Source organism: Candidatus Saccharimonadales bacterium, from assembly GCA_035758565.1.
Classification (GTDB): domain Bacteria; phylum Patescibacteriota; class Saccharimonadia; order Saccharimonadales; family UBA10212; genus DASTXL01.
The window spans coordinates 410,125-425,176 of the sequence record DASTXL010000001.1 but is presented as its reverse complement, the minus strand read 5'-3'; the positions used below and the strand labels follow the sequence as shown (position 1 = coordinate 425,176).

Annotated in this window: 10 protein-coding genes; 6 read left to right on the top strand and 4 right to left on the bottom strand. The window is 48.1% G+C overall.

The window, feature by feature from the left end; genetic code table 11:
* The first annotated feature begins 78 nt into the window (after positions 1–78).
* The 3 genes from VFT49_02395 (at position 79) to VFT49_02385 (ending at position 8,063) form a co-directional block, all read left to right on the top strand.
* Positions 79–6,369 carry a DUF5050 domain-containing protein gene (locus tag VFT49_02395; protein HEU5004917.1) on the top strand — a complete coding sequence of 2,097 codons (6,291 nt, stop codon included), beginning with the start codon at positions 79–81 and terminating at the stop codon, positions 6,367–6,369.
* Between the two features lie 78 nt (positions 6,370–6,447).
* Positions 6,448–7,203, top strand: coding sequence for a ParA family protein (locus VFT49_02390; protein HEU5004916.1), 756 nt, complete (start codon positions 6,448–6,450; stop codon positions 7,201–7,203).
* Complete coding sequence (locus VFT49_02385) at positions 7,203–8,063, top strand: ParB/RepB/Spo0J family partition protein (protein ID HEU5004915.1); 861 nt, start codon at positions 7,203–7,205, stop codon at positions 8,061–8,063. The genes VFT49_02390 and VFT49_02385 overlap by 1 nt, the downstream gene beginning before the upstream one ends.
* Before the next feature lie 49 nt (positions 8,064–8,112).
* Here the strand turns inward: VFT49_02385 and lepB are convergent, their stop codons facing one another.
* Complete coding sequence (gene lepB / locus VFT49_02380) at positions 8,113–8,781, bottom strand: signal peptidase I (protein ID HEU5004914.1); 669 nt, start codon at positions 8,779–8,781, stop codon at positions 8,113–8,115.
* Between the two features lie 86 nt (positions 8,782–8,867).
* Here lepB and VFT49_02375 point away from each other — a divergent pair, with 86 nt between their 5' ends.
* From VFT49_02375 to VFT49_02365, 3 genes are all read left to right on the top strand, one after another.
* Positions 8,868–10,514, top strand: coding sequence for an LCP family protein (locus VFT49_02375; protein HEU5004913.1), 1,647 nt, complete (start codon positions 8,868–8,870; stop codon positions 10,512–10,514).
* On the top strand, positions 10,489–11,238 hold the full coding sequence (locus VFT49_02370) for a hypothetical protein (protein HEU5004912.1): 750 nt from the start codon (positions 10,489–10,491) through the stop codon (positions 11,236–11,238). Before VFT49_02375 ends, VFT49_02370 begins: the two co-directional genes overlap by 26 nt.
* Positions 11,239–11,318: 80 nt before the next feature.
* The gene (locus tag VFT49_02365; GenBank protein ID HEU5004911.1) at positions 11,319–12,596 is read left to right on the top strand and encodes a trypsin-like peptidase domain-containing protein; all 1,278 of its coding nucleotides are present in this window, start codon (positions 11,319–11,321) and stop codon (positions 12,594–12,596) included.
* On the opposite strand, the gene VFT49_02360 is transcribed toward VFT49_02365, so the two are convergent.
* From VFT49_02360 to VFT49_02350, 3 genes are all read right to left on the bottom strand, one after another.
* Complete coding sequence (locus VFT49_02360; protein ID HEU5004910.1) at positions 12,593–13,558, bottom strand: HemK/PrmC family methyltransferase; 966 nt, start codon at positions 13,556–13,558, stop codon at positions 12,593–12,595. The genes VFT49_02365 and VFT49_02360 overlap by 4 nt on opposite strands.
* A 3-nt stretch (positions 13,559–13,561) precedes the next feature.
* Entirely contained in the window at positions 13,562–14,608 is a 1,047-nt protein-coding gene (gene prfA, locus VFT49_02355) for a peptide chain release factor 1 (GenBank protein HEU5004909.1), read from the bottom strand.
* A 63-nt stretch (positions 14,609–14,671) separates the two neighbouring features.
* On the bottom strand, positions 14,672–15,028 hold the full coding sequence (locus VFT49_02350) for a type B 50S ribosomal protein L31 (protein ID HEU5004908.1): 357 nt from the start codon (positions 15,026–15,028) through the stop codon (positions 14,672–14,674).
* Positions 15,029–15,052: the final 24 nt, after the last annotated feature.

Sequence of the window (15,052 nt, the reverse complement as noted above, 5' to 3'; positions counted from 1 at the left end):
GGCTGGCTATGACTTTAGGCTACAGGCAGCCCATCATGTAGAGCGAGTTCCGCGTCTAATAACTACAGGAGCAAGGCGATGAATCCAGAGCAGCAGCCGACTCCTATTAGTTCTATCCAGCCTACCCCTGTTCAAAACAGTACTTCTGCCGTGACTAAAGCACCGGCTATTGCCAGTACATCTCAGCTTACTCAAACGCCTAATAGCGTTATAACTCCAGGTGTACCCGAAATAGGCTCGCTAGAAGCCGCGCCAACTCTCGCTACGCAGGGCATGGTACCTAGCCCAGCTGCGCCGACTCTTAATGAGTCTATTTATGCTGTGGCACCTGAGCCGCCGGTTGCACAGTCCAAAAAGATAAGTTGGGCGCCAGGAATACCGAAGCGATCTTTCTTAGTGGTTGGCCTAATAGTCTTAGTTTGCGCCGCCACTACATTATTCGTTATGAATCGCCATACAAATACCCCACAATCACAGGTCAATAATCAAGAGCCATCATCTAATACGCTCGGCGATGTGAGCGCTGAGTCTGTAACCTTTGGCATCGACACTAAGATCGCTAACGGCAAAAAGCTAACCGCGTCTGGACCGGTGGCCTTTAAAAATGACACCGATTCAACCAAGGCCTTTACTGTCCAAGACGCTTCTGGCACAAGCCTTATAAATGTTGACACCAAGACAGGTACGGTTACTATCAATGGTAAACTCAATGCTCCGAATATAGTTTCCTCGTCAACCCAGCTCAGCCCAAATGTTACCCAGGCTGGCAATAGCTTCAATGGTGCACTGCAACTTGTTCAACTAGGGCCAAGTGGCATTTTGCCGGCACTAAATGGTTCAGCGTTACTTGCACTAAATGCTGGCAATATTTCATCCGGCACGCTACCTGATGCTCGCCTGAGCTCGAACGTTACTTTAAAAAATTCTAACAATAACCTATTTAAACCTGGCGCTGATTCTACCAACACTTTTCAGATTCAGAACTCCGCCGGCACCACAGCGCTGTTCTTAGTAGATACCTCAAACCGGCGGGTGGCTATAAATCAAACAAGCGCTAATTACACCTTGGATGTTAACGGCGACATCAATGTAACTGCTGGAGGTTCAATAAGGATTAACGGTGTTGCATTGTGCTCGGGTGCTGGTTGTACGGCCGCCTCGGGATCGGGCAGTTATATCCAAAACAGAACCTCGGTACAGAGCGCGAACTTTGCTGTTCAAAGCGCCGATGTTAACTCTGTCGCTGGGCTAGTAAAGGGTGCGTCTGGACAAATCGCTAATATTTTCCAGGTTAACGACGGCTTTAACGACACAGTCTTTTCGGTTGGGCCAACAGGCAACGTATTAATTCAGCCAGGCACAGATTCGACCAACGCTTTCTGGGTGCAAAATGCTGCCGGTACCTCGCATCTCATAGGCGGTGATACTGTGAATGACAGGGTGGCCATAGCCATGCCAACGCCACCAACCTATACGCTAGATGTCGGGGGCGACATTAACTCAACAACGGCCATTCGCGTGGGTGGAAATATAATTTGTTCAGCTGGTGGCTGTACACCGGGAGCCGGCAGTGGCAACTATATTCAAAATTCTACCTCTTTGCAGACTGCTAATTTCGCTATTCAGTCAGATGCCAACAATCATGTTGTTGCCACTATCCGCGGCGCCTCTGGTCAAACTGCTGACTTGTTTGATCTGGTAGCTGGCGATAGCGGTCAAAGTGTAGCTACGGTTGGAGCTCGCGGCAATGTGCTGTTCCAAAATGCTACCGACAGCACCACGGCTTTCCAAATTCAGAATCAGGCAGGGAACAGTAATCTATTTGTCGCTGATACTCAAAATACTCGCATAGGCATAGGAGCGGTTCCGACTAGTTCGTTGCTGACAATTGGCACTAACACGACAACCTCTGCTGGCGGCGTAACCTTTGGCACAGATACGCAACTTTACCGTAATGGCGCGGGCAACTTGATTCTTGCTGGCGGAGCCAGCAACGCTGGTACGCTGCAGGCGGCGACAGCTGTTGGAGCTGATGTAGCCGGTAGTAGCTTGATATTAGCCGGTGGCGCGGGCACCGGGATTGGCAATGGCGGTAACATTAATTTGCAAATTGCTAAACCATCAGTTAACGTACCTAGCCAGAGCTTTATTACCGGGCTGAGTTCCGCGGGACAAGTAGCTGTAAACAATAATTACATCTTCTGGGTAAATAGCGGCACTAAGATCGGCCGTGCCAACCTGGATGGCACTAATGCTAACCCGAATTTTATAACTTCTGGCAGCATAGTTGCTTTAGCAGCTAATAATAACTATGTTTACTGGACAATAGGGGGCGGCTCCATCGGCCGCGCTAATGTGGATGGCACAGGTGTTAACAATAGTTTTATAACCGGGCAGGGTGCTGCTATAAGAGGCATAGCGGTAGACAGTAATTATATCTACTTCACCGACGCTCAAGGCGCATTCGCCATCGGTCGTGCTAACTTGGACGGCACGAACGTGCAGGCCCTGGTTACTAGCATCAGCCAAGCCGGATACGGAATAGCAGTTGACGGCTCACATGTCTATTGGACTTTTGCCGCTACTTCTCTCCCAGGTAATATCGGCCGTGCCAATTTAGATGGCACCGGCGTTAATCAGAGTTTTATGACAGGCGCGAACACTGCTTCTGCAGAGGTCGCTGTCGACAGTGGTCATCTTTATTGGTCGGTAAGTGGGGGAAATATCGGCCGTGCCAACCTTGATGGGTCCAGCATAAATACCAGCTACATCACTGGATCTAATACGGGAGGCGTGGCCGTGGATAGTTCATTCCTCTACTGGACTAACTCAAGCTTGCTTACTGTTGGTCGCTACAGTTTTGGCAGCGGAGCCAATTCTCTCTCTACTGTCGCCACTATCTCTGGTGTCAACGGCTCGGCACTATTCCAAAACGCTACAGATAACACCAACGCCTTTCAGGTTAAAAACGCTGCCGGCTCAAACCTATTGAACGTGAGTTCTTCTGGCAGTTCTTTGACTGCCAATACATCGGCACTATTCCAAAACGCCGCTGATTCAATGAGCGCATTTCAGGTACAAAATGCCGCCGGTACGTCCAACCTTCTGGTAGCGGACACTATAAATAGCAAGATAGGCATCGGCACCAGCAGCCCGATTGCTACTCTAGCCATAAAAGACAACTTCTCTAGTCCGGTATTGAGCGCTAATCTAACGGCTAGCGGCAGTGAAATAAATGATGCCATGCGCGCCGAAGGAGCAAGCACCACTAATGTGGCCGGTCACTCGTACGACGGCATCACCAGCGACAGTAGCTATGGGGTGTGGGAATCAGTCAACAACCTGGTGGCCAACGGCGGATTCGAGAGCAGCACCAGCGGCTGGACCTCTGTATCTTCTTCTGTTAGCTCGTCCAGTATCGCAAAGTTCGGTTCGCGTTCAGCCCAAATAGTCACCAGCAATTCCACGGCCAATGAGGGGGCTTATACTACCTTTGTCCAATCAAGTAACCAAATCCATACCGTTAGTGTTTGGGCTAAAGCGAGCACCGGCAGTCCTACGGTGCGCCTGCGCCTGACCGATAATACACCAACAGCAGTAATTACAAGCTCCCCGGTTACGCTGTCTAGTACCAGCTGGACCAGGCTGACTCTAACTACTTCTTCGCCTCTGGGCTCAGGCACCTTCCGCTTATATGTCGAAACTGATGTCCAGCAAAATACTACGTTCTATATTGACGGGGCCCAGGCTGAAGCAAGGCCATACGCGACACCTTACGTAGAAACCAATGGTACTACTCAGACTAGATCCGCCGGTAATATCACCGCCCCATCCAGCCTCCTCAACCAAGCACAAGGATGGATAGCTATACGCTTTAGAATGGATCAGCCGGCCAGCAGAGTGGGCGACATAGCAACCTTTAACTGGACTGATGGTACCAACCAGGCCTTACTCCGTATTCATGGGGGCGGCGGCGGACCTACGTCTGATGTGCGTTTTGGCGTCAATTCAGCACTAGCGCTCAAAAGTAACGTAGATATAACTCAGACTAATCTTTACACCTTGGTGGCTTTCTGGACAGGCTCGCAGATTGGCGTATCGGTAAACGGATCGGCATTCAGTACCACTTCTTACTCGGGCATGCCGACCATCAACTCATCAAGCTTTACGATTGCCAATAGCAGTACCGATAGCGATGTATTCTGGTTCGCTGCCGGAAAGGGAACCTTGAGTGCCGCGGACGCCTCGACCCTTAACACTTACGGCAATACCGACCCTACGTTAACTAATCTATCTACGTCTCTTCTTACGGGGCTGCCCACTATGATATGGAATGCCAACTCGACCACTTACCAATGGCAGACAGGCATTAATAATCCTATCGCGCTTCAAGTACAAGATGCTTCGGCCAATAATTTAATAACCGTTAACGCTACTTCGGACGCTGGTAGCGTGCTGGTTGTGGGAACAAATACCACAACCTCCACTGGCGGTATAAGTTTTGGTACGGACACTAACCTGTATCGCTCAGCTAGCAACACCTTGAAGACTGACGGCACGCTGGCTGTAGGGTCTGGCGCAGGGGGATTGCTGCTATCTAACCCGGGTGGTAGCGGAATGTTGCAGGTGGCGGCCAGCGCCGGAGCCGACGTAGCCGGAAGTAACTTGATATTAGCAGGCGGTCAAGGTACGGGGGCGGGCAATGGCGGCAATATCAATCTGCAGATCGCTAAGCCTAATACAAACGGCCTAAGCCCCAGTTTCATGAGCGTAAGCTCGCCAACAGGACCTTTTGGAGTAGCGGTGGACAATAACTTTATCTACTGGATTAATGCTCCTACTAATTCTATCGGTCGAGCCAATATTGATGGCACCGGGGTAAACACATCGTTTATAACCGGCATCTCGGGAGCCGTAGGTTTGGCCGTAGATAATACCTACATTTACTGGTCCACGGGCACCGCCATTGGTCGCGCTAACCTCGACGGCACCGGTGCAAACGGTAGCTTTATAACAGGGTTATCTGGCGTGCCGCAAAACATAGTCGTTAATACTAACTACATTTACTGGGGAGAATATAACGGCGATACCGTTGCTCGAGCCAATATTGATGGCACCGGGGTAAACCAGAGCTTTATTTCGGGTGTTGTAGGCGAGCACATAACGGACGTTGCCATAGACAGCTCGCATATTTACTGGACTAACAGTCATTCTCTTGGCCGCGCTAATCTCGACGGCACGGGTGCAAATAATAGCCTGGTGGCTATCGCCGTTGGCACACCACAAGGCATAACTGTTACTCCCACCTTCCTCTACTGGACCAACAGTAGTGGGACTATCGGCCGTGCCAGCCTAGACGGCACAGGCAGTAACTCGAACTTCATTACGGCTTCTGGCAACCTTGCCGACATGACCTCGAGCATCAATGATGTTTACTGGGCTAATCAAACTAATCATGCGATAGGTAGGCTTGTTTTTGGAACTGCAGCCAATAGTCTTTCTACCGTAGCTAGCCTGTCGGGTAGTACTGGTTCAGCCCTGTTCCAGAATGCCGCAGATTCCATTTCTGCTTTTCAGATCCAAAATGCCAGCGGTACTAATTTGTTCACGGTTGACACCACGAATATGCAGATTAATTTGGGTTCGGCCAGCTCCACGCCCGTAATACTGGTTCTAGGGGTTAAAAATACTTCGGGCGACCCTGCTGGCGGTTGTACCAGTGGAGGCATCTACTATAACTCCAGTTCTAATCAGTTCCGCGGCTGCGATAATGGTGCTTACAATAATTTGGCCGGCGTAGACGTAGTTACCACACTGCCGACGACCAATCTATATGATGGCCGCCAGGTACGTATTCGTGCAGGCTCCAGTCCTTATGATATGTTGACGCTGACTTATGACGCTACCTATGGCAAATGGGTATCGGATCAGCAGCCGTACACGGGCATAATAACGCAAGGCACAAGTTATCTGGGTAATGCCAATCGAAGTTTGGGCAGCAACACCGCAGGGACATTCATAGGTTTGCCGGTAGTGCCGCTGCGTGGACCAACTAATGCCGGCTTGCATCCACAGATCAGATTTATGATGAGCACCTATGATAATGGCAGCGCTCACGGTACGGTGAGTGTGGCCTTTCATACCAGTAATAATGGCGGTACAATGAGCGGGATTAACTCTTTTGCCACATTTATCCCAACAGATTCATACCCAACTTCAGAAGTCTTTGAAGACTCCGGTTGGAAAGATTTAAGTAGCTATACCAATGCCGACAACTTGGAGCCCGACCTCTATATCACAGCATCCAGTTCCGGAGCTTCCATAGGCATCAATAATCTGACCTGCTACGTACGCTGGGTAAGCAATTAGGAAAGAAACTCAACCATTTACTGATTAACCTCTAAGTGATACGCTTATGGTATTGTTTGACAGGGGTATAAATAAAAAGTGGCTAAAAGCATCATTGCTGTACTAAATCAAAAAGGCGGTGTAGGTAAAACTACCAGCACCATTAATTTGGCGGCATACCTGGCTAAAAACCATTCAGTTTTGGTTGTAGACTTAGATCCTCAAGGCAATACTACCAGCGGGTTAGGGATAGAGAAACAAGCTCTTAAGTCAACATTGTACGACGTACTGTTTTCTAGAGTCGAAGCTAAGCAGGCTATTATTAAGATAGGTAAAAGTAATCTTTATTTATTGCCAACAAACGCTCAACTTGCTAACTCGGAGGTTGAACTGGTTAGCATTGCCGACAGAGAACAGCAATTACGTCGTGCATTGGTCAATCTAGACTACGACTACATACTTATAGACTGCCCACCGGCCTTAGGCCTTTTAACGGTTAACGCCCTTACGGCCGCTACTGATGTTTTGATTCCGGTGCAAGCTGAATACTATGCGCTCGAGGGCCTCGGGCAGCTACTTGAGGTTATTCAACAGGTTCATGTGGCATTGAACACAAATTTGAACCTTTTGGGCGTAGTGGTGACTTTGTACGACAGTCGCACCGGGCTTTCTAGTCAAGTTAAATCTGAACTAGAAAAGCACTTTGGCGAAAAAGTTTTCAAAACAGTTATTCCTAGGAACGTACGCTTAGCGGAAGCGCCCAGTTACGGTAAAACAATATTAGAGCATGACAAATGGAGCAAAGGTGCTAGGGCATATAAGGCGTTAGCCAAAGAAGTGGAGGCGAGAACATAATGGCAAGGCAAACAGGCTTGGGCAAGGGCTTTGATTCCCTTATACCCAAAGATTTAGACAAAACAATTCTTCAAGATGATAATGAACGAGTACAAAAGCTACTCATCCAGGATATTCTTCCAAATCCAGATCAACCTAGGCGCCAGTTTGATAACGAGGCACTTAGCGAATTAGCAGACTCAATAAGGCGCCACGGAGTCCTACAACCCATAATAGTAGTACATGCCAAGGCCGGAAATGGTTACAGAATAGTAGCTGGAGAGCGTCGCTGGCGAGCTGCTAAAGCGGCTAAGCTGACTCATGTGCCGGCAATAGTGCGATCACTTGAGGAACTGGAAGAGATAGAGCTTTCTTTAATTGAAAATATTCAGAGAGTTGACTTATCGCCGCTCGAGCAGGCGATGAGTGTATATAAATTACAACAGCAATTTAATCTAGCACTTGATCAAATAGCCGAAAAACTAGGCAAAGCACCCAGCACAGTAAGTAATTTAGCTCGTTTACTTCAGTTGCCAGAGGCGGCCATGGAGGCTTTGCGACAAGGTAGAATTAGTGAAGGTCATGCTCGCGCAATCCTGGCGCTGAGGAGCGATAAAGCCAAACAAGATGAATTACTACGTTGTATCCTTGACAATAGCTGGACGGTTCGTCAGGCTGAACAGTTTGCCGTGGCGGCAAAAAAAGGTGCGGACTCAGAAAAGGCTAGAAAAACAACGGATTCCGAAAATGAAATAACACGCTCCTTGAGTAAGAAATTGAATACCGATGTGCAGGTTAAGCATACTGCCCGAGGCGGACAGCTGATTATTAAATTCAAGTCCGATGAAGACTTGGAGCACATCGTAAAACGATTTGAATAAAAAAATAGTCCAACCCTGAGCCAGAGGATCATTCTAATGTATATATTGTCTAAAAAGACTCAAACTTGCTTATTGGCATTATGCGCAAAACCAGCTTGCCCACTATATTCTTTACGTCGACTGGGCCAAAATAGCGTGAATCCTCTGAGTTTTCGCGGTTATCGCCGCAAACAAATACTTGATTGGGCCCTAATTTAATATCTACGCTTCCTAAGGTAGAGTTGGGCACAACGTGATACTTCAAGGTTGCGTCCGGATTGAATCCATTAGGATGAGTAGAATTATAGATAGTTATATTATTGTCTTTTACCACTACGCGCTCTCCGGGCAGCCCGATAACCCGCTTAATAAGTTGCTTGCTACCGTTATAGCCAGGCAAGCCTGACTGATTAAAGATGATAATATTGCCGCGCTTAGGTATGTATGAATGACCGTCTATCCTGGCAAGTGTGCGCGGAATTTTGTTGACAATCAGGCGGTCATTGTTCTGCAGAGTATTTTCCATGCTCTGGCCGTCAACTATATAGGGCTGAACAATAAAGGCTTTTACAAAAAAGGCAATTAAGATGGCGGCCGCAAAAAGTATTAGGGTAGATACAACCGATTTCCAGGAACTATCATCTGCAGGAGGTTTAGGGACACTCTTCTCAGAGGCTACATGCTCTTTGGCGTGTTCCTCGGGATTTGGCTCATGTTTAATTTCCTCTGAATGTTGCACGACCGTAACATTATAACTTAGCGGCTCATCATTGATAAACGATTTGCGCATGGGTGGGGGCCAAATGGTATACTTAAACGTGCGAAATGGATAGGCATAAGAAGTTTAACGGACCGAATCGACGTTCGGCCTCGATTGATGGTTTTGTATCAAATGGTCGGATAATTGGGGGTGCGACCAGCAACTCTTATAGCCCAATGAAACCAGTCAGGGTGGCTCAGACTTCTTCTATTGGTGCTGGTGCTAGGAGAGTGGATGGATTTTATCCATCACGAACAACTCCGCAAGGCCTCAACAAAATGCCCGAGGCCGAAGAGGCCGCGTTGCTTGACGAGCCCATAATCTTAGACGATAGCGGCACCAAAAAGAAAAAGCGCTATTACTTTGTCAGTGCTCACCCAACTGCTCGCAAACTTATAAAGAGAAGCGCCTTAACACTCATAGCTCTTATTTTAATTGGTGCGGCCTATTTGGGCGCCAAAGCTTTTATGACCGAGCGCCATCTTTTTCACGGCGGCGGCGGAGCGCCCGCCCTATCTGATAATGTCGATATAAGTCAGCTCAAAGGCGAGGGTGACGGCCGTATAAATATCTTGCTGCTAGGCGTGGGTGGGCCAGGGCATGACGGCCCGGACTTAACCGACACTATCATGGTTGCCAGTATTGACCCCGTTAATAACAAAGTAGCGCTCTTGAGCATTCCGCGCGATTTGTGGGTGAAGATTCCCGGCAATGGTTATCAAAAGATTAACGCGGCTTATCCGGATGGAAAATCGGAATCCAGGGCTAAGACCTTAGCCGGCAAAGAGCAAGATGGGCTTAACTTGCTGGACCGCACCATATCTCCGGTAATCGGTATTCCAATCCATTATCATGTAGTAGTCGATTTTTCGGCATTTAAAGATGTAGTTGACGCTTTGGGCGGCGTGAATATAAACGTAACTAGCGAAGTCTATGATCCAACCATTGAGTGGGAGAACAACTGGAACCCGGTGATTGCCAAGCCTGGCCCGCAAGTAATGCACGGTCAACAGGCTTTATTGTTCGCTCGCTCGCGCGAGACTTCATCGGACTTTTCACGCGCCGAACGCCAGAGACAGCTTTTGGTGGCCATAAAAGACAAGGCTCTGAGCGCCGGTACCTTTAGCAATCCGATCAAGATCTCGAATCTGTTAAGTGGCTTCGGCAACAATGTGTATACCGATTTTTCACTAAACGACATGACCCGACTTTATAAAATAACCCAGCGAATTCCATCGAAGGAAATATCCTCGATCGACTTAGTAACTGCGCCGCACAATTATTTGACTACCGGCAATATGAACGGTTTATCTATAGTAGAGCCCAAAGCGGGACTCTTCCAATACGGCGACATTACAAACTATATTCGCAACACTTTACGCGATGGCTTTTTGGCCAAGGAAAACGCTAAAGTAACGGTCTATAACGCGACCGACAAAGTTGGTCTGGCTAATTCTAAGGCAAGCCTACTGAAGTCTTATGGCTATACGGTCACTACGGTTGGCAATACTGCAACGGTTACCAACCAAGCCACAACCACGGTGGTGGATCTTACAAAAGGCAAGGATAAATACACTCGCCATTATCTAGAGGAGCGGTTTGGCGTAACAGCCAAGACCAGTATTCCGTCGGGTAGCGGTATTAACCCGCCGCAAGGCACCGATTTTGTTATAATCTTAGGCGAAGATGCTGCAACTTCCAGCCAAAATTAAGCCGACGCGCGGATTTTCTCACGTTCTTCATATTGCTCTAAATGGCTTACTGCCGGTTTTGGCCTACATACTGGTCAAGATTGAATTTGTACCACTAGCAATCCTGTTGGTTGTCTTGGCCAAGTGGAGAATGTTTGCGGTCCGGCCGCGTTATTGGCTTGCCAACATCGTGGCTAACGGAGTGGACATTATCGTCAGCGTTTCGTTTATTCTGTTTATGGCTAGCACCAGCGTCACATGGTGGCAGCTGCTTTGGGTGGTGCTATACGCTGGTTGGCTGGTTTATCTTAAGCCTCGCTACGATGTTTTAAGTGTTTCGGCGCAGGCCATGATAGGGCAGCTTTTAGGCCTGACCGTTCTTTACTTAAAGTTTGGCGACGCGTCATTGATATGGCTAATTTTGGCCACCTGGGCAGTAACCTACCTGGCCGCTCGGCATTATTTGACTAGCTTTGAAGAGCCATATTCAGCTCTGCTGGCCCATATTTGGGGCTATTTTGGAGCCTGCGTAGCATTTATTTTAGGACACTGGTTACTGTTCTATGGCTCAATAGCCCAAATCATCATTATTATGACTACCATTGGCTATGGCCTGGCAGCTCTTTATTACATAGATGCTAATGGTCGTTTGAATAAAGTTTTGGAGCGCCAGTTGCTAGGTATAATGTTCGCAATTCTTTTAATAGTACTTGTCCTGTCCGATTGGACAGGCGCGACGGTATAGCAATCCCTTTCGAAATCTTAGTAGATTTTTTCAGCTTTGATTCAGGCTGACTGCTAAAATAAGAGTAAGAGGAATAATAAATGCAGCCAGAGGAAAAAACTAAAGGAAAAACGTTGCCGGCGACGTTCTCGACTAGGTCGGACAAGTTAGTATCACTGCGTCGGGCGTCGGAGCGCGTCAACTCTCACGCAGCCAAAATTAAAGGTGTTCGTTATCCAAAAAAGGCGGTAGTTCCGGTGATTTTGGTCGTAGTTTTTCTTTTGGGATTGGGCGGAGGATTCGTTGGTAGCGATATTTATGATCATAATCACTCTGGTCTGGGCACGACCGAACAAAAACAGCAGTATATTTCTGACGAAAGTTCACTAATTAGCGAAATTGCTAAAAACGTGGGCCAAAGTGTGGTGAGCGTTGATGTTCAAAGTCAAAGTACGAGCACGGATTTCTTTGGATTTAGCGAGCCGACTTCCCAGGAAAGCGCAGGAACAGGTTTTATTATTAGCTCTAGTGGCATTATTGTGACCAACCGCCACGTGGTGCCAGACGGTACGACAAGCGTTAGCGTAACCTTAGCCGACGGCACCCGCTACGACAACGTGCAAGTAATTGGACGCTCTAACGCGTCAAGTCCGGAAGACATCGCCTTCCTAAAAATCAACGATCTGAAAGGCAAGACTTTAACACCCGTGACGCTTGGCGATTCATCTAAAGTTCAAGTTGGCGATAGAGTAATTGCTATCGGTAACGCACTAGGCCAGTTTCAAAACACGGTCACCAGTGGAATTATCTCTGGCTATGGCCGCGACGTAACTGCCGGCGACGAGTCCGGCGCCCAAGGCGACGAAACTTTAACCGACTTGTTCCAAACGGACGCAGCTATCAATGAAGGTAACTCTGGTGGACCGCTAGTCAACATAAACGGCGAAGTGATTGGGATTAATACGGCTACGGCGAGCTCGGGTCAGAATATTGGATTTGCTCAGCCAATCAACGATCTTAAGGGAATGATCGATAGTGTGCTAAACAATGGCCAGCTCCAGCAGCCTTATTTGGGCGTGCGATACATTTCGCTAACGGACGACATTGCTTACGAATTTAACCTGAGTGTTAAGCGCGGTGCCTACGTCATCAGTGGCAATGATGAACCAGCTGTGGTGTCCGGCAGCCCGGCAGATAAGGCCGGCATTCGCGAGAAAGACGTGATTACTAAAATTAACAATGTAAATATCGACCAAGACACCAGTTTATCGGCCGCTATTAGCCGATTTAAGGTGGGCGATAAGCTTACTTTGACCATCGTTCGAGGCGACAAAACAATCACCAAACATGTGATTTTGGGTTCTGCTTCAACAAATTAAGCTAGAGCAAATACCTGAATAAAATCCTGGCTGGCACGAAGTGCGTAGTTGTTAGTTTTTGCAATCTTAGCGAGCTCTTCGTGCTGTGGCGGCAAAGCCTCGGTAAGAACAAATTTTGGCGGTCGGTGCTGCCTTGATAGCTGGCTAAACATGCGCCGGTATAAATCCAAACCGTCTTTGCCACCAAAGATAGCGATTCGCGGCTCCATCATGGCCGCCTTATTTATCTGCCAATCCTTAGGAACATAAGGCAGGTTAGATAAAATTACGTCGTAGTGGCGCAAAGGCCTGTTAAGCAAGTCTCTTTTTCGAGTATGCAAACGGAGTTCGTGTAATACGGAATTATGCTTGGCAACGGCCAAGCAATTGCTATCTATATCGTATAAGTCAACTTGGCCGCCTGGGATTTCTAAGGCAGCTGTAATGCCAATCGCACCACTGCCGGTTCCAACATCGGCAATCGTCAGCGCCGAGCTAGCCTGCTGTCCGGCGGAGCCGGCCACTCTGCTAGCTCTGTTGGCGAATCGCTGTGTTGTCAGCTCCGCCGCTCCTTCACCGTATTTTATATACGGCTTAGTCCGCTGCTCGCTGCCGTCTTGCGCTCCATCCAAGCGCTGCAATTGCCCACTTTTATACAGGTCTTTTAAAAGATTAATCATAGTTTCGGATTCTGGACGCGGCTCCAGCACATATTTATTAACCAAAAATCTCCGGCCATAGAATTCGGTGAAACCGCGGATGTAGGCCAGGGGAACATGGCGGGCTCTGCGAGCTACTTGTTTGTTCAATCTATTGGCTTGTTCGGTTGAAAGTTCAGTTTCGGGGTGTGCTATTAAATAAGCGCGGTCGCGTTCTAATAAATCCTCTATCAAAATCAAAGAATCCAGCCGTGCTGAAGCAATGCCGACCTCTGTCAATTTGTCGGTTGCGGCTTGCAGAAATTCACCGACAGATTTCGGCACGGGTTAGCCTTCTTTTTGAATTAGCTCGTGCTCGGCAGCTTGCAGATTCTCTATCAGGTCTTCTATTTCGCCGTTTAGGGCGCCCGGAATATTACTGCGGCTGTAGCCGATGCGATGATCGGTGATGCGATCCTGCGGGAAGTTGTAGGTGCGGATTTTTTCAGCCCGGTCGCCGCTGCCGATCAAAGACTTTCTGGTATCGGAAAGCTTCTTTTGATCCTCCTCGATTTTCATTTGCAGCAAACGAGAACGTAGAATTTTCATACCTTTTTCGCGATTTTTAATCTGACTTTTCTCATCTTGTTGGCTAACTACGATACCGGTGGGCAGGTGAGTGATACGTACGGCACTGTCTGTAGTATTGACGGACTGCCCACCATGACCGCTGGCTCGAAAAACATCCACACGAACGTCTTCCGGCTTGATCTCTATATCGGTTTCTTCGGCCTCCGGTAACACGGCTACGGTTACGGTGCTGGTATGTATTCGCCCCTGACTTTCGGTAACCGGTACGCGTTGCACGCGGTGAACGCCGGCTTCAAACTTGAGGTTGCGGTAAGCATCAGCGCCGTGAACTTCAAAAGATATTTCTTTAAATCCGCCGGCTTCGCTAGGACTTTCGCTAACAAGCTCTGTTTTAAACCCGTGGACTTCGCACCAGCGGATGTACATACGGTACAGTTCACCAGCGAACAAACTGGATTCATCACCGCCAGCGGCGGCCCGGATTTCTATGATGCAGTCGCGTTCGTCGTTAGGGTCTTTGGGTGTAAGTAGTTCTAAAAGATGTTGCTTGGCTTCGCTTAGCTTCATATTCAAATCAATTATTTCCCGCTGGGCATCTTCTTTTAAATCAGGTTCGCTAAGCAACTCCTCAGTGAACCCTAGCTGCTGTTCAAGTTCAAAAACTTTATCATATTGCGAAAGCAACTCCTCCAATTCAGCCTGGCGTTTGGCTAGCCGAGGATAATCTTTACTGGAATAAATAGAAGGATCCTGCAAACGTTCTTGCAGTTCCTTGTATTCAGTTCGTAGAGGTTCTTCTTGCATTACTTCTCCAGTATATAAAAACTCCCCGGATAATCAGAGCCAGGGAGTTTTATTAATGCTTAGTTATTCTTGGGCGGCTGGTTTGGTAGTTTGGGTAGCGCCTAGCTTCTGGGCTTCGGATTTGGCCTTTTTGGTGGTTTTTGGTTTGGCAGCAGCGCGGGCTTCGCGGGCCTTGGCAGCGGCAGCCTGGCGAGCCTTGAATTTATCAACCCGGCCTTCTACGTCGACGATGCGCTCTTCGCCGGTAAAGAAAGGATGGCTAGAGCTAGAAATATGAATCTTGATAAGCGGATATTCAACGCCTTCTAATGTAATAGTTTCTTCGGCCGGAGCGGTAGAGCGGACAACAATAGTAGAGTTGTCGTTCAAGTCTTGAAAGACAACCGGTCGATAGTCAGTTGGGTGTAAACTCTTTTTCATAAGCTAAGTTAGTATATCTTATTC